Consider the following 19,775-nt stretch of genomic DNA (forward strand, 5'->3'; position numbering starts at 1 on the left):
CCCTGCACAACCAATGTCAGATCCCAGAAGGAGATGCCTCGTGCCGTCCATCGACGTCGTCGTAGCCAGGGAAATCCTCGACTCCCGGGGCAACCCCACGGTCGAGGTCGAGGTTGGCCTCGACGACGGCAGCACGGGCCGTGCTGCTGTTCCGTCCGGTGCCTCCACCGGTGCGTTCGAGGCCATCGAGCTTCGCGACGGTGACCCCAACCGCTACATGGGCAAGGGCGTCGAGAAGGCCGTCCTCGCCGTCATCGAGCAGATCGGCCCGGAGCTCGTCGGGTACGACGCCACCGAGCAGCGCCTCATCGACCAGGCGATGTTCGACCTCGACGCCACCGAGAACAAGGCCTCGCTCGGCGCGAACGCCATCCTCGGCGTCTCGCTGGCCGTCGCGCACGCCGCCTCCGAGGCGTCCGACCTGCCGCTCTTCCGCTACCTCGGCGGCCCGAACGCGCACCTGCTGCCCGTTCCGATGATGAACATCCTGAACGGCGGCTCGCACGCCGACTCCAACGTGGACGTCCAGGAGTTCATGATCGCCCCGATCGGCGCGGAGTCCTTCTCCGAGGCCCTGCGCTGGGGCGCGGAGGTCTACCACACGCTGAAGAAGGTCCTCAAGACCAAGGGCCTGTCCACCGGACTCGGCGACGAGGGCGGCTTCGCCCCGAACCTGGAGTCCAACCGCGCCGCCCTGGACCTCATCGTCGAGGCCATCAAGGAGGCCGGTTACGTCCCGGGCCGCGACATCGCGCTCGCGCTCGACGTCGCCGCGTCCGAGTTCTACAAGGACGGCGTCTACGAGTTCGAGGGCAAGTCCCGCTCGGCCGCCGAGATGACCGAGTACTACGAGGAGCTCGTCTCCGCGTACCCGCTGGTCTCCATCGAGGACCCGCTGTACGAGGACGACTGGGCCGGCTGGAAGGTCATCACCGACCGCATCGGCGCCAAGGTGCAGATCGTCGGCGACGACCTCTTCGTCACCAACCCCGAGCGTCTGGCCCGCGGCATCGAGGAGGGCTCCGCCAACGCCCTGCTCGTGAAGGTCAACCAGATCGGTTCGCTGACCGAGACCCTGGACGCCGTCGAGCTGGCCCAGCGCAACGGCTTCAAGTGCATGATGTCGCACCGCTCCGGCGAGACCGAGGACGTCACCATCGCCGACCTCGCCGTCGCCGTGAACTGCGGCCAGATCAAGACCGGCGCCCCGGCCCGCTCGGACCGCGTCGCCAAGTACAACCAGCTGCTGCGCATCGAGGAGATCCTCGACGACGCCGCGGTGTACGCGGGCCGTTCCGCCTTCCCGCGCTTCAAGGGCTGACCCGTAGCGTCAAGACGGTAGCCTCCGCCCGTCCCCGCACCCGGTCCCGTACCGTGTGCGGGGACGGACGTGTGTGATGGGGAGGCGGGAGACATGGCCGGGAAGGATCGCGACCGGTTCTCCACCGCGACCAGACTGCGGCTGCTCGGCGAGCAGACCGCGGCCCGCGTGTACCGATCCCAGAACCGCCGGCAGGCCCGCCGCTCCCGGCTCACCGGCCGGGCCGCGTTCCTGGCGCTGGTGGTCTGCTCCCTGGTGGTGGCGCTCGCCTACCCGATGCGGCAGTACGTCTCCCAGCGCGACGAGATCGCCGAGCAGGAGCGGCTCTCGCAGCAGGCGGAGCGGCGCACCGAGGAGCTGCGGGACGAGAAGGCGCGGCTCCAGGACGACGCCTACATCATGCGGCTGGCCCGCCAGCACCTCCACTACGTCCTCCCCGGGGAGACCGGCTACACCGTGGCCGACCCCGACGCGGCCCGGGACCGCCGCGGCGAGTCGGGCGCGAGCGACCGGCCGTGGCACTCGAACCTCTGGGACGGCGTGGACAGCGCCGACCGTAACGACGACCGCGACTGACACCGACCCCGTACGTCCCTCCGTACGTCCACCTCTACGAGCTTCCGAGCAGAACCAAGGCAGGCATGGAAACGCCCCCTCCGCAGACCGAGTCCACCAAGCCCACCGACGCGGACATCGCCGCGTTCGAGCAGCAGCTCGGCCGCCCGCCGCGCGGTCTGCGCGCCATCGCGCACCGCTGCCCGTGCGGCAACCCGGACGTGGTGGAGACCCAGCCCCGTCTGGAGGACGGCACGCCGTTCCCCACGACGTACTACCTGACCTGCCCCCGGGCGGCCTCGGCGATCGGCACGCTGGAGGCCAACGGGGTCATGAAGGAGATGACGGCCCGTCTGGAGACCGATCCTGAGCTGGCCGACGCCTACCGGGCCGCGCACGAGGACTACATCACCCGTCGCGACGCCATCGAGGTCCTGGAGGGCTTCCCGAGCGCGGGCGGCATGCCGGACCGGGTGAAGTGCCTGCACGTCCTGGTCGGCCACTCGCTGGCCGCCGGCCCCGGGGTGAACCCGCTGGGCGACGAGGCCATCGCGATGCTGCCCGAGTGGTGGGCCAAGGGCCCCTGCGTCACGCCCTGCGACGGGGCCGCCGAGGGGCGGGACGCATGACCCGGGTTGCCGCCGTCGACTGCGGTACGAACTCCATCCGGCTCCTCGTCGCCGACGTGGACCCCGCCACCGGCTCCTTCACCGAGCTGGACCGGCGCATGACGATCGTCCGCCTCGGCCAGGGCGTGGACAGGACCGGCCGGCTCGCCCCCGAGGCGCTGGAGCGGACGTTCGCCGCCTGCCGCGAGTACGCGGCGGCCATCGAGGAGCTGGGTGCGACACGGATCCGCTTCGTCGCCACCTCCGCCTCCCGCGACGCCGAGAACAGCGCCGACTTCGTGGCCGGGGTCCGGGACATCCTCGGCGTCGAGCCCGAGGTGATCACCGGCGACCAGGAGGCGCAGCTCTCCTTCGACGGGGCCACCAAGGAGCTGGCGGGCAGCGACCACCTGGAGAAGCCGTATCTGGTCGTCGACATCGGCGGCGGCTCCACGGAGTTCGTCCTCGGTTCGGACCGGGTGGAGGCGGCCCGGTCCGTGGACATCGGCTGCGTACGGATGACGGAGCGTCATCTGGTCGTGGACGGGACCGTCATGGACCCGCCCAGCCACGAGCGGGCCGCGGCGATCCGCGCGGACGTCGACGCCGCGCTCGACCTCGCCGAGCAGACCGTGGAGCTCAAGGGGGCCGGCACCCTCGTCGGTCTGGCGGGCACCGTCACGACGGTCGCCGGAATCGCGCTGGAACTGCCGGAGTACGACTCCGGGGCCATCCACCACTCACGGGTCACCCGCGGCCAGGTCCGCGCGATCACCGAGCACCTGCTCCGCTCCACCCACGAGGAGCGCGCCGCGATCCCCGTGATGCACCCGGGCCGGGTCGACGTGATCGGCGCGGGGGCGCTCGTCCTGCTCGCCGTGATGGAGCGGACGGGAGCCCACGAGGTCGTCGTCAGCGAGCACGACATCCTCGACGGCATCGCCTGGAGCGCCGCGTAGCCGGGCGGGCAGCCTTCCGGCTGCCCGCTCAATCGCACCGTCACCTGCACCGTTGAGCCCCGTCCCGGGCCCCTCCGGGCCGTCCGGGGACCCCTCCGAAGACACGCCGCGGGAAACTTCGTGAACTTCTTCACAAGGAATTGGGCCCTGTTGGTCGCAGTTGGGGCCCGTCAGGCCGGAACCGGTCGCCCCGGAGGGCGTGCGGAGGTGTCGCGCACGCGTTCCGGGAGCATTGCGTCCGCATGAAGGGGAGGGGTGGTCCACCCGCCCCGAAGGGTCAAGGGCCAGCTCACAAGCGGTGAACAACGTTTCCCGCGGTGCCGTGGTTCCCTTTCGTGCCCATGACCTGGGTCACGTGGGCGGCGAAGTGTAGCAGAGGGTCGTCCAATCCTTGTGAAGGGGCTCACGAGCACCCCCCCAGGTCGGGGTGGATACTCGATGGCATGAGCACCACGGAGCGTCCCAGGATCCTCGTTGTAGGCGGTGGGTACGTAGGCCTGTACGCAGCTCGTCGCATTCTGAAGAAGATGCGATACGGAGAGGCGACCGTCACGGTCGTCGACCCGCGGTCGTACATGACGTACCAGCCCTTCCTCCCCGAAGCTGCTGCAGGCAGCATCTCGCCTCGGCATGTCGTCGTCCCGCTGCGACGCGTGCTGCCCAAGGCTGAGGTTCTCACCGGTCGTGTCACGACCATCGATCAGGACCGCAAGGTCGCCACGGTCGCGCCGCTCGTCGGCGAGGCCTACGAGCTGCCCTTCGACTACCTGGTCATCGCGATGGGCGCGGTCTCCCGTACCTTCCCGATCCCCGGCCTCGCCGAGCAGGGCATCGGCATGAAGGGCGTCGAGGAGGCCATCGGCCTGCGCAACCACGTCCTGGAGCAGCTGGACAAGGCTGACTCCACGACCGACGAGGACGTCCGCCGCAAGGCGCTGACGTTCGTCTTCGTGGGCGGCGGCTTCGCCGGCGCGGAGACCATCGGCGAGGTCGAGGACATGGCCCGCGACGCGGCGAAGTACTACACCAACGTGAAGCGCGAGGACATGCGCTTCATCCTCGTCGACGCCGCCGACAAGATCCTTCCCGAGGTCGGCCCGAAGCTGGGCACCTACGGCAAGGAGCACCTGGAGAGCCGCGGCGTGGAGATCTACCTCTCCACCTCGATGGACTCCTGCGTCGACGGCCACGTGGTGCTGAAGAACGGCCTGGAGGTCGACTCCAGCACCATCGTGTGGACCGCCGGCGTGAAGCCGAACCCGGCGCTGGCGCGCTTCGGTCTGCCGCTCGGCCCCCGCGGCCACGTGGACACCTCGGAGAAGCTCCAGGTGCAGGGCACCGACTACATCTGGGCCGCGGGCGACAACGCCCAGGTGCCGGACATGGTCGGCCGCCGCGCCGGCAACCCGAACGCCTGGTGCCCGCCCAACGCCCAGCACGCGCTGCGTCAGGCGAAGGTCCTCGGCGACAACGTGATCTCCGGTATGCGGGGCTTCCCGCAGAAGGAGTACAGCCACGCCAACAAGGGTGCGGTCGCCGGTCTCGGCCTGCACAAGGGCGTCGCGATGATCGTCATGGGCAAGGTGAAGATCAAGCTCAAGGGCCGTCTCGCCTGGTACATGCACCGCGGCTACCACGGCATGGCCATGCCGACCTGGAACCGCAAGATCCGGGTCTTCGCCGACTGGACGCTGGCGATGTTCCTCAAGCGCGAGGTCGTCTCGCTCGGCGCCATGGAGACGCCGCGCGAGGAGTTCTACGAGGCCGCCAAGCCGGCCCCGGCTCCGGCCGCAGCCAAGCCCGAGGGCGAGAAGGCCAACGCCTCCTGACCCCCCGGTGAAGCGCTCCGCGGGGAGCGCACCGTACGACGCCCGAAGGGGCCGTCCGCCATCCGTGGTGCGGACGGCCCCTTCGGCGTATCCGGGCGGGGATCCGCACCGGGGCCGGACGGCGGGCCGTGACCTGCCCCCGCCCGTATGGATGGTGCGTACACGCATTTTGCCGTTTCGTTGCCCGGTAGCGGGATGACGGAGGGTGCGAGGACAGTTGTCGCAGGTGTACCTCGCCACGCCACCGGGGTGTCGCGGCGGGACTACGAGCATGTCCGTTCGCCTGTGCTTGTCGTGCTTGTCGGGGAAACACCACGGAGGTGTGCGCCATGGCAGACGCCGCGTCGCGGCTGACCGCTCTTGCCGAAGAGTTGCTCTCGGAACCCCTGTCGGTCCGTATCCGGGCCTGGGACGGCAGCGAATCGGGGCCGCCCGGCGCCCCGGTCCTCGTGATCCGCCACCGCCGCGCCCTGCGCCGACTCCTGTGGAAGCCGGGCGAGCTGGGCCTGGCCCGCGCCTGGGTGGCGGGGGAGATCGACATCGAGGGCGACCTGTACGCAGCGCTCGGCCATCTGGCCGGGCTGCTCTGGGACCGGGGCGCCGACGCCAAGGATTCCGTCCACCCGGTCCGCGACCCCAAGGTCCGCGCCTTCGCCCGCGGCCTCCTCGACCTCGCCGGTCCCTGGCCACCCCCGGCCCCGCCCGCCGAGGAGGTGCGCCGCCGCACCGGCCCGCTGCACACCAGACGCCGCGACAAGGAGGCCATCAGCCACCACTACGACGTCGGCAACGACTTCTACGCCCTGGTGCTCGGCCCCTCCATGGTCTATTCCTGCGCCTACTGGCAGGACGGGGGGACCCTGGAGGACGCCCAGCGCGACAAGCTCGACCTGGTCTGCCGCAAGCTCGGCCTGCGGGAGGGCGACCGGCTCCTGGACGTCGGCTGCGGCTGGGGCTCCATGGCCATCCACGCCGCCCGTACGTACGGGGCGCAGGTCACCGGCGTCACCCTCTCCCAGGAGCAGGCCGCCCACGCCCGCAAGCGCATCGCCGAGGAGGGCCTGACCGACCGGATCGAGATCCGGGTCCAGGACTACCGGGACGTCCTTCCCCAAGTTCTCGGCTCCGCTCCAACAGGGGATACCCCACCCGGCCCGTACGACGCGATCTCCTCGATCGGCATGGCCGAGCACGTCGGATCGGTCCGCTACCGGGAGTACGCGGACGACCTCTACGCCCTCCTGAAGCCCGGCGGACGCCTCCTGAACCACCAGATCGCCCGCCGCCCCGAGAAGGACGAGGACGCCTACCGCATCGACGCGTTCATCGACGCCTACGTCTTCCCCGACGGCGAACTGGCCCCGCTCGGCCGCACCCTGGCCACCCTGGAGGACGCCGGCTTCGAGGCCCGGGACGTCGAGACGCTGCGCGAGCACTACGCGCTGACGCTGCGCCGGTGGGTGGCCAACCTGGAGCAGCACTGGGAGCGGGCGGTCCGCGCCACCTCCCCGGGCCGGGCCAGGGTCTGGCGGCTGTACATGGCCGCCTCGGCGCTCTCCTTCGAGCACAACAGGATCGGCGTCAACCAGATCCTCGCGGTGCGCCCGCTGGACGGCGGCGGCTCCCGGATGCCGCTGCGCGCCCGCACCTGGACGGAGTCCGCCGAGGGCGGGAACGCCTGACCCGTACGCGTACGGCGACGGGCGAGGGGCCGGCGCCCCGCTTTCCAGCGGTGCACCGGCCCCTCGTCGTCCCCACGTCCCGGCCCCCGGGGCCCGCGACGCTACTCGGTCTTGATCGCCGTCAGCATGTTGAGCTTTGCGGCGCTGCGGGCGGGCCACAGCGAGGCGAGGACGCCCACCAGGGCGGCGAGGAGCAGGAAGAGGCCGAGCCGGTCCCACGGGATGACCAGGGCGTAGCCGGGGATGTCGGCGGACAGCGTCCGGCCGATCGCCCAGCCGAGGAAGACCCCGAGCCCGACCCCGATCAACGCGCCGAAGAGCGAGATGACGATGGCCTCCAGACGGATCATCCGCTTGACGCGGCCCCGGTCGAGGCCAATCGCGCGGAGCATGCCGATCTCCTGCTGCCGCTCGAACACCGACATCGCGAGGGTGTTGACGACCCCGAGGACCGCGATCAGCAGAGCCATGGCGAGCAGCCCGTACATGATGTTCAGGGCGGTGTTGATGAAGCCGCCGAACATGTCACGGATGTCCTGCCGGTCCATGACGCTCATCGCCGGGTTGTCGCCGAGCGCGTCCACGATCGACTGCTCGGCGGCCTTGCTCGCGCCGCCCTCAGCCTTGATCCAGATCTCGCGGATGTCGGAGCGCGAGCCGGGGTTGTGCTGGTCGGCGAGCTCCTTGGGAATCAGGAAGGGGGAGAGGAACTCGTTCTCCTCGTAGAGCGCGCCGACCGTCAGCTCGCCCTTCTTGTCGTCGTCGAACGTCACCGGGAGGGTGTCGCCGGTCTTCCAGCCGTTCGACTTGGCGGTCTTGGAACCGACCGCTACCTGGCCGTCCTTCAGCGAGCCGAGCGAACCGGAGACGGTCGTCAGCGAGAAGACCTTCTCCACGTCGCCAGGGGTGACGCCGGAGGCCGAGTGGGGCTCCCCGTCGACCTGGAAGTACGCGGCCTGCTGCGGGGAGAGCGCGGCGACGCCGTCGGCCTTCGCCAGGGCCTTGAGCGCGGACTCGTCGAGCGAGTCGCCGCTGGCCATCGAGACCATGTAGTCGGCCTTGATGTTGTCCGTGGTCATCTTGTCGATGGCCTGGCCGAGCGTGACGCCGAGCACCGAGATGCCGGTGACCAGGGTCAGCCCGATGGCCAGCGCGGAGGCGGTGGCTCCGGTACGCCGCGGGTTGCGGACCGCGTTCTGCGAGGCCAGCTTCCCGGAGACGCCGAACAGCTTCTTCAGCAGCGGCCGGACCAGCGCGATGACCGGGCGCGAGAGCAGCGGGATCAGGATGATGACGCCGATCAGGGCGAAGAACGCGCCGCCCGCGACCAGCTGCCTGCCGGACGTGCCGCCGGCCGCCGCGCCGCCGACGATCCCCGCGGCACCGACCAGGGCGATCACGCCGCCGATGGAGTTCCGTACGACCAGGGACTTGGTGGAGGCGGTGGCGTGCACGCTGCTCATCGCGGCCACCGGGGCGATCTTCGCGGCCCGGCGGGCGGGCAGCCAGGCGGCCAGCACGGTGATCAGGACGCCGACGGCGAAGGCGGAGAGGACGGCGGTCGGCGAGACGATCAGCGGCCCGGCGGGGATCTTGCCGCCCAGGAGGCCCATCGCGGAGCGCAGGCCGGTGGCGAGGCCGAGACCGAGGGCGAAGCCGATGACGGAGGCGAGCGTGCCGACGACGGCCGCTTCCAGCAGCACCGAGCGCTTGATCTGGCGGCGGGTGGCTCCGATGGCCCGCATCAGGGCCAGTTCACGGGTCCGCTGGGCGATCAGCATGGTGAAGGTGTTGGCGATGAGGAAGATGCCGACGAACAGCGCGATGCCCGCGAAGGCCAGCAGCATGCCGTTGAGGCCGGCCAGCCCGCTCTCGATGTCCTTCGCCTGCTGGTCCGCCAGCGCCTTGCCGGTCTGCGCGGTGGCGTCCTTCGGCAGCAGGGGCGTGATCGCGTCCAGCAGCTTCTGGTCGGAGGCGCCGCCCGCGGCGGAGACGGTGGCGTTCTGGAAGACGCCGGGCTTCAGGTAGAGCTTCTGGGCGGTCGGGGTGTCGAACAGCACGAGGCTGCCGCCCGCGTTGACCGCGCCGTCCTCGGTGGTGAAGATCCCCGAGAGGGTGTACTCCTTCACCGGGCCGTTGGTCGCGACCCGCACCGGGTCCCCGACGCGGTACTTGCCCTTGGTGGCGGTGTCCTTGTCGAGCGCGATCGTGCCGTTCTCGGCCGGGCCCGAGCCGTCGGTGAAGACGTAGCTCGCGTCCTTGCCGTCCTTGCCGGGGGCGAAGTTCGCGCCGGTGTTGGACCAGCCGTTGCCGATCAGCTTGCCGTCGGGGTCGGCGACCCCGGCGAAGCCGTTGACCCGGCCGGTGGCGGAGGCCACGCCGTCCAGGCCCCGGATCTTCTCCAGGGTGGCCTCGTCGATGCCGGGGGTCTTCTCGTCGTGGTCGCCGGCGTACGTCTCAACGGCGACGGCGACGTTGTCGTAGCTCTTGGCGGACTGCTTGCGGAAGGCGTTGCCGAGGGTGTCGGTGAAGACCAGGGTGCCGGAGACGAACGCTACGCCGAGCATGACGGCGAGCACGGTCATCAGCAGCCTGGCCTTGTGCGCGAGCACATTGCGCAGGGCGGTACGGAACATGTCTGTGTGTCCTGGGATGGGTTCCGGAAGGGGGACGGGGACGCGCGGGGGCGGCGGCCGGGGTTCGGCGGGCGCCCGCGTGAGCCGGTGCGGCGGCCGTGTGGGCCGGCCGCCGACGGCGTCAGCTCGTGCGGCCCTTCGCGTCGAACGCCTTCATCCGGTCGAGGACCCCGTCGGCGGTCGGGTGCATCATCTGGTCGACGACCGCACCGTCCGCGAGGAAGATGACCCGGTCCGCGTAGGAGGCGGCGACCGGGTCGTGCGTCACCATCACCACGGTCTGGCCCAGCTCGCGCACCGAGTTGCGCAGGAAGCCGAGGACCTCGGCGCCGGAGCGGGAGTCCAGGTTTCCGGTCGGCTCGTCACCGAAGATGATCTCGGGCTGCGAGGCCAGGGCGCGGGCCACGGCGACGCGCTGCTGCTGACCGCCGGAGAGCTCGGTCGGCCGGTGCTTCAGCCGCTCCGAGAGGCCGACCATGTCGATCACCTTCTGGAGCCACGCGGCGTCCGGCTTACGGCCCGCGATGTCCATCGGCAGGGTGATGTTCTCCAGCGCGGTGAGCGTCGGCAGCAGGTTGAACGCCTGGAAGATGAAGCCGATCTTGTCCCGGCGCAACTGCGTGAGCTGCTTGTCCTTCAGCGTGGAGAGCTCGGTCTCGCCGATGCGCACCGAACCGCTGCTGAAGCTGTCGAGCCCGGCGACGCAGTGCATCAGCGTCGACTTGCCGGAGCCCGAGGGGCCCATGATCGCGGTGAACTCGCCCTGCGGGAAGTCCACGGTCACCCGGTCCAGGGCGACGACCTGCGTCTCGCCCTCGCCGTAGACCTTCGACAGCTCCGTGGCGCGGGCAGCCACCGCGGTGGTGCGGTGAACGGTGGGGGTGGTGGTCACAGGGACGCTCCTGGTTCGGGTGATGCGGATGCATGGGCCGTGCTGAGGCGAGGGCTGACGCCATGCCTCGGGGACTCGGACCGACCGGTCTTACTCCATCGTCACGTCCCGATCGGCCCCGGTCGTCACTCCCGATGCCCGTTCCCGTGGCCGTCTTGAGTCGCATCGGGGGCGTGGATCCGTCCTCCTCGGGTATGACATCGACCCTGACCGGAGTGATGGCGACGGCTTCGTGGTCACCCACCGTGAGTGTGCGGGGACGCGGGCGGGGAGCCGCGCCGACGGTGGGCCGGGCCCTCCGCGGCGATGCCGGGCCCGGGGTCGGGCCGGCGCCGGACCCGAGGGTGGCGGATGCCCTGGCGAAGCATGGCGCGGACCTGGCGCGTTGGGCCGTACGAGTGCGGCGACTTTCCGTCATTCCCGTGTGGTGCGCGGACTGCCCAAGATCGGCCGCGGGCGTGTGGTCAGCTTGGCCTGATGTCCTGACGGACCCTCAAGCGGTCAATAAAATAAGACAACATCGCGCCACTGTTCCGCTGATCGAGGGATGTCCCCGGCTAGGGTCGGTAGCCAAACGCGGAGTCGCGCGGCACGCCCGGATGGTGGAACGTAGACACGGCGAGCTTAAACCTCGCTGCCCCTCGGGGGCGTGCCGGTTCGAGTCCGGCTCCGGGCACCACGCGCCGCACGCTGAGTGACCCGGACGGCCCAGGCCGTGACCGTCGCCCGGATCCGTGATCCCGGCCCCGCACGACAGTCCTCCCACGCCCTCGGCGGGCATCACCCTAGGCTGCCGCAAAGATCCTCCCTTGGCACTAGGGTGATTCTTTTGCCTACCCATTACTCTTGTGGCAAGGCCACGCAGTGTGGCCATGGAGGAGTGAGATGAGGAGCAGCAACCCGGTCTTCTCGCGACGGGGGTTCAGCCGCGACAACGGCCACGCGGGCTTCAACGCGACGCCGCAGGCCGGGGCCCCCGCGACGGGCAACCCGTACGCGCAGGGCACCGCCGCCAACCCGTACGCCACCAACCCCTACGCGCAGACGGACATCCAGGGCGCCCCGCAGGCGCCCGCCCGTCCCGACGTGATGACCATCGACGACGTGGTGACGCGTACGGCGATGACGCTCGGCACTGTGATCGTCGCCGCGACCGCCGCCTGGTGGACGCTGCCGGTCGACAAGGCGAACGTCGGCACGGCGATCGGCGTCGCCATCGGCGCCGCGATCATCGGCTTCGTGCTGTCGCTGGTGAACTCGTTCAAGCGCCGGCCCTCGCCGCCGCTGATCCTGACGTACGCGGCGTTCGAGGGTGTCTTCCTCGGCGTCATCAGCAACATCGTCAGTGTCTACTGGGCCCCCGGCGCCGCGATGCAGGCGGTGATCGGCACCATGGCGGTCTTCGCCGGTGTGCTGATCGCCTACCGCACCGGACTGATCCGGGTCACGCGCCGCTTCTACGGCTTCGTGATGGCGGCCGCCATCGGCTTCACGCTGCTGATGATGGTCAACCTCCTGTTCGCCGTGTTCGGCGGCGGTGACGGCCTCGGCTTCCGCAGCGGTGCGCTCGGCATCATCTTCGGCATCGTGGCCATCGTCATCGGCGCGTGCATCCTCGCCCTGAACTTCAAGCAGGTCGAGGACGGCATCGCGTACGGCGCTCCGCGCGAGGAGTCCTGGCTGGCGGCCTTCGGCCTCACCGTGACCCTGGTGTGGATCTACATCGAGATGCTGCGCCTGGTCGCGATTCTCAGCGGCGACGACTGACCGGCCGTGGAGCACCCGTAACACCCGCAGTACCCGCGACACCGGAACGGCCCGCAGGCATCGTGCCTGCGGGCCGTTCCGCGTCTCCTGCCCCCCGGGGCGTTGGCAGCCGGGCGGGAGGGCCGCGTAGGGTCGGCCGGGTGCTCGATACGACGCCCCTGATCCTGGCCGTGGACCGTTTCGCCGACCGCCTGCGCTCGGCCCCGCAGAGCCGCCTCCAGCGCGGTGCGGCCGCCGAGGCGCTGGCCGCGGCCCGCGAACTCGCCGCCCGGGCCCAGCGCCTGGAGGACCCGGACGCCGAGCCGCGTGAGCTGCCGGACGCCGGGATGTTCGCCGTGGGCGACCAACTCGCCGTCGCCGGGCGAGACCTGGCCGTGGCACTGGAAACGGCCCCGTCCCAGGAGCTGGACGAGGCCGTGCGGTATGTCGGGGAAGCGGCGGCGCGGGCGTTCGCGTGATGCGTGCGAGGGGCCCGCGCCCGGCGGTCAGAACGAGGCGATGACGCGGTCGGCGAGGATGTACACGTTGTCCTCGCCGCAGGAGAAGGTCAGCGCGTAGGCGCCCGAGACTCCCGAACCGCCCAGCAGCACCGGCTGCCGGCCCGCCCGCAGGGCGTCGGCGAGGCGCTCGGCGGTCTCACGGTGACCGGGGGTCATGCAGAGCGTGGTGCCGTCGGCGAAGACGTACACGTCGAGCGTGCCCAGCGGGCCGGGCCGCACGTCGGTCAGCTCGGTCGCGGTGTCGGCCAGTTCCTCGAGCCGGTTCACGGTGCGCTCGTGGTCGGTGACCACCGGTGTCTGTACGGGGATGAAGTCCGGGTGCGAGGGGTGGCGGCGGCGGGCGGCGGCCAGCTCGGGGGAGTCCTCGGGGAACTCCGCGATCTCCGGGAGGTCGGTCAGCTCGCCGATCTCGTGCTCCGCGAGGGTCCGCTCGCTCAGCTCCGCGAGCTCCTCCATCGCCTCGGCGGCTTCGAGGTCCATCGACTCCAGACCGGCGAAGTCGGCCTGCCGGGGCAGGTAGTACGGGGCGTCGTCGCCGAGGCCGGACAGGCCACCCAGCAGGGACGGGGCGTCGGCGGCGTCACGGGCCTCCTGGGCGGCCCAGAAAGCGCGCGCCTCGGCCAGCTCGCGCTCGCGCTCCTCGGCCAGCGCTTCGGCGACGGCCGCGCGTATCTCCTCGGCGGGAGTGGCCGTACTGCGGCTCTGTGGTGGCACGGAAGCATGGAGGGCGTGACCGGCGGCCAGCTCCGTGCGCAGCGCCGCGACCTGCTTGCGCAGCCCGTGAGCGGCGTGCAGTGCGGCGGCGCCGACGGCCGTGGCAGCGGCGGTGGTCAGCAACAGGGCAAATGACATGGCGCTCACTGACATACTCCCGGTTTCTATCGATACCCCCGACTTCCTACATCAGCTTGGCCTGTACCGGTACGTGCTGTCAGTGCATTACGTCACGAAATGGACAGGTCTTTCGGTCCGATGTTTAGCCCCATATCGGCGTTGACCTGCGGAAACGACTCTCCCCCGGGACGCAGATCACATCCTGGGGGAGATTCGGTCACGGTCGGAGCTCGGTGGGGTTCGAAACCCCCGTACCGAGGGAGTCCCCGAGCCTCAGCTCAGCCGCTCGTGCTGGTGGTCGCGCTGAGCTTCGCCTCCGCTGCGGCTCAGCTCAGCCGCTCGATCACCATCGCCATGCCCTGGCCGCCGCCCACGCACATCGTCTCCAGGCCCCACTGCTTGTCGTGGAACTGGAGGCTGTTGATCAGCGTGCCGGTGATGCGGGCGCCGGTCATGCCGAAGGGGTGGCCGACGGCGATCGCGCCGCCGTTGACGTTGACCTTGTCCAGCGGCAGGCCGAGGTCCCGGTAGGAGGGGATGACCTGGGCGGCGAACGCCTCGTTGATCTCGGCGAGGTCGATGTCGTCGATCGTCAGGCCGGCCCGCTTCAGCGCCTGCTTGCTGGCCTCGACCGGTCCGTACCCCATGATCTCGGGGGAGAGGCCGGAGACGCCGGTGGAGACGATCCGGGCCAGCGGGGTCAGGCCCAGCTCGCGCGCCTTGGTGTCGGACATGATGACCAGGGCCGCGGCGCCGTCGTTGAGCGGGCAGCAGTTGGCCGCGGTGACCAGGCCGTCGGGGCGGAAGACCGGCTTCAGGCCCTGCACGCCCTCCATGGTGACGCCGGCGCGCGGGCCGTCGTCCTTGGCGACCACGGTGCCGTCGGGGGTGGTGACCGGGGTGATCTCCCGCTCCCAGAAGCCGTTCTTCAGGGCTTCCTCGGCGAGGTTCTGCGACCGTACGCCGAACTCGTCCATCTCCTGGCGGGTGACGCCCTTGGTCCGGGCCAGGTTCTCCGCCGTCTGCCCCATCGAGATGTACGCGTCCGGCACGAGGCCGTCCTCGCGCGGGTCGTGCCAGCTCGCGCCGGACTCCTCGGCGCGGGCGGCGGTGCGGGCCTCGGCGTCGGCGAACAGCGGGTTGTGCGTGTCCGGAAGGCTGTCGGAGTTGCCCTTGGTGAAGCGGGACACCATCTCGACACCGGCCGAGATGAAGACGTCGCCCTCGCCCGCCTTGATCGCGTGCAGCGCCATCCGGCTGGTCTGCAGCGAGGAGGAGCAGTAGCGGGTGACCGTACAACCGGGAAGGTGGTCCATCCCCATCTGCACGGCGATGATGCGGCCGAGGTTGTTGCCCTGCTCGCCGCCGGGCAGACCGCAGCCCAGCATCAGGTCGTCGATGTCCTTCGGGTCCAGCTCCGGGACCTTGGCCAGCGCGGTCTGGATGATCGTGGCGGTCAGGTCGTCCGAGCGCAGGTCCTTGAGGGACCCCTTGAAGGCGCGGCCGATCGGCGAACGGGCGGCAGAGACGATCACGGCTTCGGGCATCACGCGGCTCCAAGGGGGCTGGAAGGCTGTGTGGACGGACGGAACTCCTCTGGAAGTTACCCGGACGTATCGTCGGGGTCACCCGGCAGGCCGTGTGATGCGGGACTCTTTTCTAAGCGCTTGCTCAGGAGGTCCTCGCCGATGTCCTCGCCGATGTCCTGCCGGTGTCCTGCCGGGGGCGACGACCCCTACGCGTGCCCGTGGGCGGCGTCCGGGTGCGGGTGCGGAGTGGGTTCCGTGGAGGCGGGCAGGCGCCGCCGCCGACGGTGCTTGAGGAGGGCCCAGGGAGCGCGCGCCCCCGTGACCTCCGTACCGGCCTCCCGGGCCGCCTGGGACGCGGCCTTCGCCACCGGGAGGATGTCCTCGCGGCGTGCGCCGTCCAGCCGATCGGTCTCCGGCCACAGGCCCAGCACCGCGCACAGCGTGGGCAGCACCGCCATGGCCGCCGTGGCATAGCCCTCGGCGGAGGGGTGGTAGTTGTCCGGGCCGAACAGCTCGCGCGGGTTCGCCGCGAACTCGGGGCCCAGCAGATCGCCCAGCGACACCGTGCGCCCGCCCTGCTCCACCGCGCCGATGGTCTGCGCGGCCGCCAGCTGCCGGCTCACCCGCCGGGCCAGCCAGCGCAACGGCTGGTAGACCGGCTCGATCGTGCCCAGGTCCGGGCAGGTCCCGACGACCACCTCCGCCCCCGCCGTCCGCAGCCTGCGCACCGCCGTCGTCAGACAGCGCACCGACTGGGTCGCGGGCATCCGGTGGGTGACGTCGTTCGCCCCGATCATGATCACGCAGACGTCCGGGACGCGTGCCGGGTCCGTCAGCAGCAGCGACACCTGCCGCTCCAGATCGTCCGACCTGGCCCCCGGCAGGGCCACGTTCCGCAGGTCCACCGGCCGCTCGGCCACCGCCGCGAGCCCCGAGGCCAGCAGCGCGCCCGGGGTCTGCCCGGCCCGCCGCACCCCCTGGCCGGCGGCCGTGGAGTCCCCGAGCATGCCGAGCCGCATCGCGTCGTTCGGCCCGGCGAACGCCACTCCGTACCGCCCGTCAGCGCTCGGCGGGACCGGAGCCGTCGCGCCCCCCACCTGCCTCTTCGCGAGCTGGACCTCCGCCAGGAACACGCCCACGGCCGCCGCACCGATCAACCCGATGCTGCCACCGCCGTAGGCCGCGCCCGCCGCGATCCGCCGTGCCACCCTTGCTCTCGACACAGTCCGGTCCACCTCCTCCTCGCCGTACAGCCGTACACGTACCTACTTGCCCCGCTGAGGGCTCGGTGTACTCCTTCCCGTACGCAGAGTGGGTCCTGTACGCATACTCTGGGCCGGACCATCTCGGAGATCCCGGAGTACACGGTGCAATTCCACGATTCGATGATCAGTCTTGTCGGCAACACCCCGCTGGTGAGGCTGCGCAACGTCACGGCAGGTATCCAGGCGACGGTCCTGGCCAAGGTCGAGTACTTCAACCCCGGCGGGTCGGTGAAGGACCGCATCGCGCTGCGCATGATCGAGGCGGCCGAGCGGAGCGGCGAGCTGAAGCCCGGCGGCACGATCGTCGAGCCGACCAGCGGCAACACGGGCGTCGGCCTCGCCATCGTCGCCCAGCAGAAGGGCTACAAGTGCATCTTCGTGTGCCCGGACAAGGTGTCCACGGACAAGATCAACGTGCTGCGCGCGTACGGCGCGGAGGTCGTCGTCTGCCCCACCGCCGTTGACCCCGAGCACCCGGACTCGTACTACAACGTCTCCGACCGCCTGGTCACCGAGACGCCGGGCGCCTGGAAGCCCGACCAGTACTCCAACCCGAACAACCCGCGCTCGCACTACGAGACCACCGGTCCCGAACTGTGGGAGCAGACGGAGGGGAAGATCACCCACTTCGTCGCGGGCGTCGGCACCGGCGGCACGATCAGCGGCACCGGGCGCTACCTCAAGGAGATCAGCGAGGGCGCGGTCCAGGTCATCGGCGCGGACCCGGAGGGCTCGGTCTACTCCGGCGGCTCCGGGCGGCCGTATCTGGTCGAGGGCGTCGGCGAGGACTTCTGGCCGAGCGCGTACGACCGCACCGTCACCGACGAGATCGTCGCGGTGTCCGACAAGGACTCCTTCCAGATGACGCGGCGGCTCGCCAAGGAGGAGGGGCTGCTCGTCGGCGGCTCCTGCGGCATGGCGGTCGTCGGGGCCCTGGAGGTCGCCAAGCGGCTCGGCCCCGAGGATGTCGTCGTGGTGCTGCTCCCCGACAGCGGGCGCGGCTACCTGAGCAAGATTTTCAACGACGAGTGGATGGCCGACTACGGCTTCCTGGAGAACACCGGCGCCTCCGCCAACGTCGGCGCGGTCCTGGACTTCAAGGAGGGCCCGCTGCCCTCCCTGGTCCACATGCACCCGGAGGAGACGGTCGGCGAGGCCATCGAGGTGCTCCGCGAGTACGGCGTCTCCCAGATGCCGATCGTGAAGCCGGGCGCCGGTCACCCGGACGTGATGGCCGCCGAGGTCATCGGATCGGTCGTGGAGCGGCAGCTGCTGGACGCGCTGTTCACCCAGCGCGCCTCGCTGACCGACCCGCTGGAGAAGCACATGTCGGCTCCGCTGCCGCAGGTCGGCTCCGGCGAACCGGTCGAGGACCTGATGGCCGTGCTCAGTGGCACGGACGGCGCCGACGCGGCGATCGTGCTCGTCGAGGGCAAGCCCAAGGGTGTCGTGAGCAGGCAGGACCTGCTGGCCTTCCTCGCCAAGGACGCGGGCACGGCGAAGGCCTGACGGGTCGGCGGCGGGCCTTCGCGAAAACGGTACGAGCCCGTCACGTCCGCGCAGCACCCGCTTAACACGGCTCCGGCACATTGGTGGGTGTCGGCAGGGAAACCCGCCGGCACCCAGAACGGCGACACCGGACTACGGAGCGGCTCCCGGACCTCCACCGTCGCCCGGACGCGGTAACCGGCCCTGACCCGGACCGCGTCCCTCGCGGGGACCGCCGTCGTCCCGCCCCCCGGGTGACCGGGGGTGCGGCGGTCCCCGCGACAGACTTCGCACACGACAGCGCGGCCGGACTCCCCCGTGGGTCCGGCCGCGCGTCGTGCCCGGGGCCTCGGCCACGCTCCGGGAGGCTCGCGCCCGTCGTGGATGGTCGTGGCGGCGCTCAGTCCCTCCAGTCGGACGGCGCGCGTTCCTCCCGGCGGCGGAACAGGCCGCCGCCCCGCGCCGCCTGGAACGCGTTGACGCCGACGATGCCGAGCCAGGCCACGACCAGCCCCTCGATCCCGGCGTTCACGACGCCGATCGCGGAGAGCGGGACGGCCAGAATCAGCGAGACGATCCCCAGACCGTGCCGCTCCCCGAAGCTCCACGGCTCCGCCGGACGCGCCCCCCGGGCGACGGACATCTGCTGCTCGGCGAGCTGACGGCGGACCCGGCGGTCGAGCGTGGTGTCGAGCCGCTGCTCGACCTTCTCCAGGAACGAGTCGATGAGCGCGGTCTCGTACTCCGCGCCCAGCTCGCCACGGGCCTGGAGGGTGGCGGCGAGCTCCTTCTTGAGCTCGTGGTCACGGGCTTCCATGCCCACGACGGTACGGAGCCGGGTCCCCGCCCGCAGTGGGGCTAGCCCCCAGGTTTCGTGGGGTTAACCCCCCTGTCGGCGCCGCGCCGGCCCGCCCCCGCCGCGCTCCTGCATATGGACATACAGCGACCTTCCTGGCTGAATAGAACGGTCGGCGCCGGTCGTGGCACGACGGATCCAGCAAGGGGACAGCATGAGTGGGAGCAGCCCCGCCGCACGGTTGCAGCGGCTCTTCGAGGGGCACCGGCTCACGCCCACCCAGCGGCGCATCGCGCACTGCATGGTCCGCAGGGCCGCCGACGCGCCGTTCCTGTCCAGCGTCGAGCTGGCCGAGCTGGCCGGGGTCAGCCAGCCCTCCGTCACCCGCTTCGCCGTCGCCCTCGGCTTCGACGGCTATCCGGCGCTGCGCAGGCACCTGCGCGAGGTCGCGCCCGCCGACGCGGAGCAGGAGGACGCGGGGGAGACGTACAACGAGTACCAACAGGCCGTCCGCGCCGAGATCGAGAACCTCCAGCACCTCTGTGACGTGCTCGCCGACCCCGCGCCCGTCGAGCGGGCCGGCCGGCTGCTCGCCGGCTCCCGGCCACTGCCGGTGCTGGGGCTGCGCGCGGCCTCCTCGCAGGCGCGCGGCTTCGGGTACTTCGCCGCCAAGGTGCACCCCGACGTCCGGATCCTCGACGAGGGCGGCAGCATGCTGCCCGACCGGATCGACTCCGCCCGCCGCGCCGGGGCCACCGCCCTGATGTGCTTCGCGCTGCCGCGCCACCCCAAGGAGAGCGTGGACGCGCTCGCGTACGCCCGGGACCAGGGGCTGACCGTGGTGACGGTCGCCGACTCCGCCTTCGCGCCCGTCGCCAAGCACAGCGATCTGCTGCTCCCGGCGGCGATCGGCTCCGGGCTCTCCTTCGACACCGTCTGCGCGCCGATGCTGCTCGGCCGGGTGCTGCTGGAGGCGATGTGCGACGGACTTCCCGACGCCCAGGCCCGGTTGGAGGAGTTCGACACCCGGGCGGCGGCGCGCGGTCTGTTCGTGGAGTGAGGGCCCGCGCCCGGCCCCTGCGCGGATTGCGGATTTCTCAGGCATCGCTCATCT

16 protein-coding genes and 1 tRNA gene are annotated in these 19,775 nt (G+C 71.0%); 11 read left to right on the plus strand and 6 right to left on the minus strand.

Annotation, left to right across the window (positions count from 1 at the left end; all coding sequences use genetic code 11):
- The first annotated feature begins 13 nt into the window (after positions 1-13).
- The 6 genes from eno (at position 14) to ACIQRW_RS16285 (ending at position 6,954) form a co-directional block, all read left to right on the plus strand.
- Positions 14-1,321 carry a phosphopyruvate hydratase gene (gene eno, locus ACIQRW_RS16260; protein WP_403760071.1) on the plus strand — a complete coding sequence of 436 codons (1,308 nt, stop codon included), beginning with the start codon at positions 14-16 and terminating at the stop codon, positions 1,319-1,321.
- 93 nt (positions 1,322-1,414) lie between these two features.
- Positions 1,415-1,897 carry a septum formation initiator family protein gene (locus ACIQRW_RS16265; protein ID WP_403760074.1) on the plus strand — a complete coding sequence of 161 codons (483 nt, stop codon included), beginning with the start codon at positions 1,415-1,417 and terminating at the stop codon, positions 1,895-1,897.
- A 65-nt stretch (positions 1,898-1,962) separates the two neighbouring features.
- Positions 1,963-2,505 (plus strand): DUF501 domain-containing protein, encoded by a 543-nt coding sequence (locus tag ACIQRW_RS16270; RefSeq protein ID WP_403760077.1) that lies wholly within the window; start codon positions 1,963-1,965, stop codon positions 2,503-2,505.
- On the plus strand, positions 2,502-3,443 hold the full coding sequence (locus ACIQRW_RS16275) for an exopolyphosphatase (RefSeq protein ID WP_403760080.1): 942 nt from the start codon (positions 2,502-2,504) through the stop codon (positions 3,441-3,443). Before ACIQRW_RS16270 ends, ACIQRW_RS16275 begins: the two co-directional genes overlap by 4 nt.
- 443 nt (positions 3,444-3,886) lie before the next feature.
- Entirely contained in the window at positions 3,887-5,272 is a 1,386-nt protein-coding gene (locus ACIQRW_RS16280) for an NAD(P)/FAD-dependent oxidoreductase (protein ID WP_403760082.1), read from the plus strand.
- A 329-nt stretch (positions 5,273-5,601) separates the two neighbouring features.
- Positions 5,602-6,954: a class I SAM-dependent methyltransferase gene (locus tag ACIQRW_RS16285; RefSeq protein WP_403760085.1), complete on the plus strand. Its 1,353-nt coding sequence runs from the start codon at positions 5,602-5,604 to the stop codon at positions 6,952-6,954.
- Positions 6,955-7,055: 101 nt separating this feature from the next.
- Here the strand turns inward: ACIQRW_RS16285 and ACIQRW_RS16290 are convergent, their stop codons facing one another.
- On the minus strand, positions 7,056-9,590 hold the full coding sequence (locus tag ACIQRW_RS16290; RefSeq protein WP_403760088.1) for an ABC transporter permease: 2,535 nt from the start codon (positions 9,588-9,590) through the stop codon (positions 7,056-7,058).
- 121 nt (positions 9,591-9,711) lie between these two features.
- Complete coding sequence (locus ACIQRW_RS16295) at positions 9,712-10,482, minus strand: ABC transporter ATP-binding protein (protein ID WP_093691901.1); 771 nt, start codon at positions 10,480-10,482, stop codon at positions 9,712-9,714.
- A gap of 593 nt (positions 10,483-11,075) precedes the next feature.
- On the opposite strand from ACIQRW_RS16295, the gene ACIQRW_RS16300 reads away from it, so the two are divergent.
- From ACIQRW_RS16300 to ACIQRW_RS16310, 3 genes are all read left to right on the plus strand, one after another.
- Positions 11,076-11,161: transfer RNA gene (locus tag ACIQRW_RS16300), tRNA-Leu, on the plus strand.
- Positions 11,162-11,367: 206 nt separating this feature from the next.
- A complete protein-coding gene (locus ACIQRW_RS16305) occupies positions 11,368-12,249 on the plus strand; it encodes a Bax inhibitor-1/YccA family protein (RefSeq protein WP_018961323.1) in 882 nt (293 codons plus the stop codon).
- 140 nt (positions 12,250-12,389) lie between these two features.
- Positions 12,390-12,707 (plus strand): hypothetical protein, encoded by a 318-nt coding sequence (locus ACIQRW_RS16310; protein WP_403760093.1) that lies wholly within the window; start codon positions 12,390-12,392, stop codon positions 12,705-12,707.
- Positions 12,708-12,734: 27 nt separating this feature from the next.
- Here the strand turns inward: ACIQRW_RS16310 and ACIQRW_RS16315 are convergent, their stop codons facing one another.
- The 3 genes from ACIQRW_RS16315 to ACIQRW_RS16325 all read right to left on the minus strand — a co-directional run bounded on the left by ACIQRW_RS16315 (position 12,735) and on the right by ACIQRW_RS16325 (position 16,320).
- The gene (locus ACIQRW_RS16315; RefSeq protein WP_403760315.1) at positions 12,735-13,586 is read right to left on the minus strand and encodes a hypothetical protein; all 852 of its coding nucleotides are present in this window, start codon (positions 13,584-13,586) and stop codon (positions 12,735-12,737) included.
- A 323-nt stretch (positions 13,587-13,909) separates the two neighbouring features.
- Positions 13,910-15,130: an acetyl-CoA C-acetyltransferase gene (locus tag ACIQRW_RS16320; RefSeq protein WP_403760096.1), complete on the minus strand. Its 1,221-nt coding sequence runs from the start codon at positions 15,128-15,130 to the stop codon at positions 13,910-13,912.
- Between the two features lie 188 nt (positions 15,131-15,318).
- Positions 15,319-16,320 carry an SGNH/GDSL hydrolase family protein gene (locus ACIQRW_RS16325; protein ID WP_403760318.1) on the minus strand — a complete coding sequence of 334 codons (1,002 nt, stop codon included), beginning with the start codon at positions 16,318-16,320 and terminating at the stop codon, positions 15,319-15,321.
- A 159-nt stretch (positions 16,321-16,479) separates the two neighbouring features.
- Here ACIQRW_RS16325 and ACIQRW_RS16330 point away from each other — a divergent pair, with 159 nt between their 5' ends.
- Complete coding sequence (locus ACIQRW_RS16330; protein WP_403760099.1) at positions 16,480-17,886, plus strand: cystathionine beta-synthase; 1,407 nt, start codon at positions 16,480-16,482, stop codon at positions 17,884-17,886.
- 379 nt (positions 17,887-18,265) lie between these two features.
- Here ACIQRW_RS16330 and ACIQRW_RS16335 read toward each other — a convergent pair whose 3' ends face one another.
- Positions 18,266-18,682, minus strand: a complete 417-nt coding sequence (locus ACIQRW_RS16335) for a hypothetical protein (protein ID WP_403760102.1) — start codon at positions 18,680-18,682, stop codon at positions 18,266-18,268.
- A 193-nt stretch (positions 18,683-18,875) separates the two neighbouring features.
- Between ACIQRW_RS16335 and ACIQRW_RS16340 the strand changes: the two genes are divergently transcribed.
- On the plus strand, positions 18,876-19,721 hold the full coding sequence (locus ACIQRW_RS16340) for a MurR/RpiR family transcriptional regulator (RefSeq protein WP_403760105.1): 846 nt from the start codon (positions 18,876-18,878) through the stop codon (positions 19,719-19,721).
- The last annotated feature ends 54 nt before the right edge of the window (positions 19,722-19,775 follow it).

It is taken from the genome of Streptomyces sp. NPDC091287 (assembly GCF_044768525.1).
Taxonomy (GTDB): domain Bacteria; phylum Actinomycetota; class Actinomycetes; order Streptomycetales; family Streptomycetaceae; genus Streptomyces.

Excerpts from the sequence above, each read along its gene's own strand:
- ACIQRW_RS16335 (WP_403760102.1), bottom strand. The coding sequence starts at position 18,682 with ATGGAAGCCCGTGACCACGAGCTCAAGAAGGAGCTCGCCGCCACCCTC.
- ACIQRW_RS16265 (WP_403760074.1), top strand. The coding sequence starts at position 1,415 with ATGGCCGGGAAGGATCGCGACCGGTTCTCCACCGCGACCAGACTGCGG.
- ACIQRW_RS16285 (WP_403760085.1), top strand. The coding sequence starts at position 5,602 with ATGGCAGACGCCGCGTCGCGGCTGACCGCTCTTGCCGAAGAGTTGCTC.
- ACIQRW_RS16320 (WP_403760096.1), bottom strand. The coding sequence starts at position 15,130 with ATGCCCGAAGCCGTGATCGTCTCTGCCGCCCGTTCGCCGATCGGCCGC.
- ACIQRW_RS16340 (WP_403760105.1), top strand. The coding sequence starts at position 18,876 with ATGAGTGGGAGCAGCCCCGCCGCACGGTTGCAGCGGCTCTTCGAGGGG.
- ACIQRW_RS16275 (WP_403760080.1), top strand. The coding sequence starts at position 2,502 with ATGACCCGGGTTGCCGCCGTCGACTGCGGTACGAACTCCATCCGGCTC.
- ACIQRW_RS16290 (WP_403760088.1), bottom strand. The coding sequence starts at position 9,590 with ATGTTCCGTACCGCCCTGCGCAATGTGCTCGCGCACAAGGCCAGGCTG.
- ACIQRW_RS16280 (WP_403760082.1), top strand. The coding sequence starts at position 3,887 with ATGAGCACCACGGAGCGTCCCAGGATCCTCGTTGTAGGCGGTGGGTAC.
- ACIQRW_RS16305 (WP_018961323.1), top strand. The coding sequence starts at position 11,368 with ATGAGGAGCAGCAACCCGGTCTTCTCGCGACGGGGGTTCAGCCGCGAC.
- eno (WP_403760071.1), top strand. The coding sequence starts at position 14 with ATGTCAGATCCCAGAAGGAGATGCCTCGTGCCGTCCATCGACGTCGTC.
- ACIQRW_RS16270 (WP_403760077.1), top strand. The coding sequence starts at position 1,963 with ATGGAAACGCCCCCTCCGCAGACCGAGTCCACCAAGCCCACCGACGCG.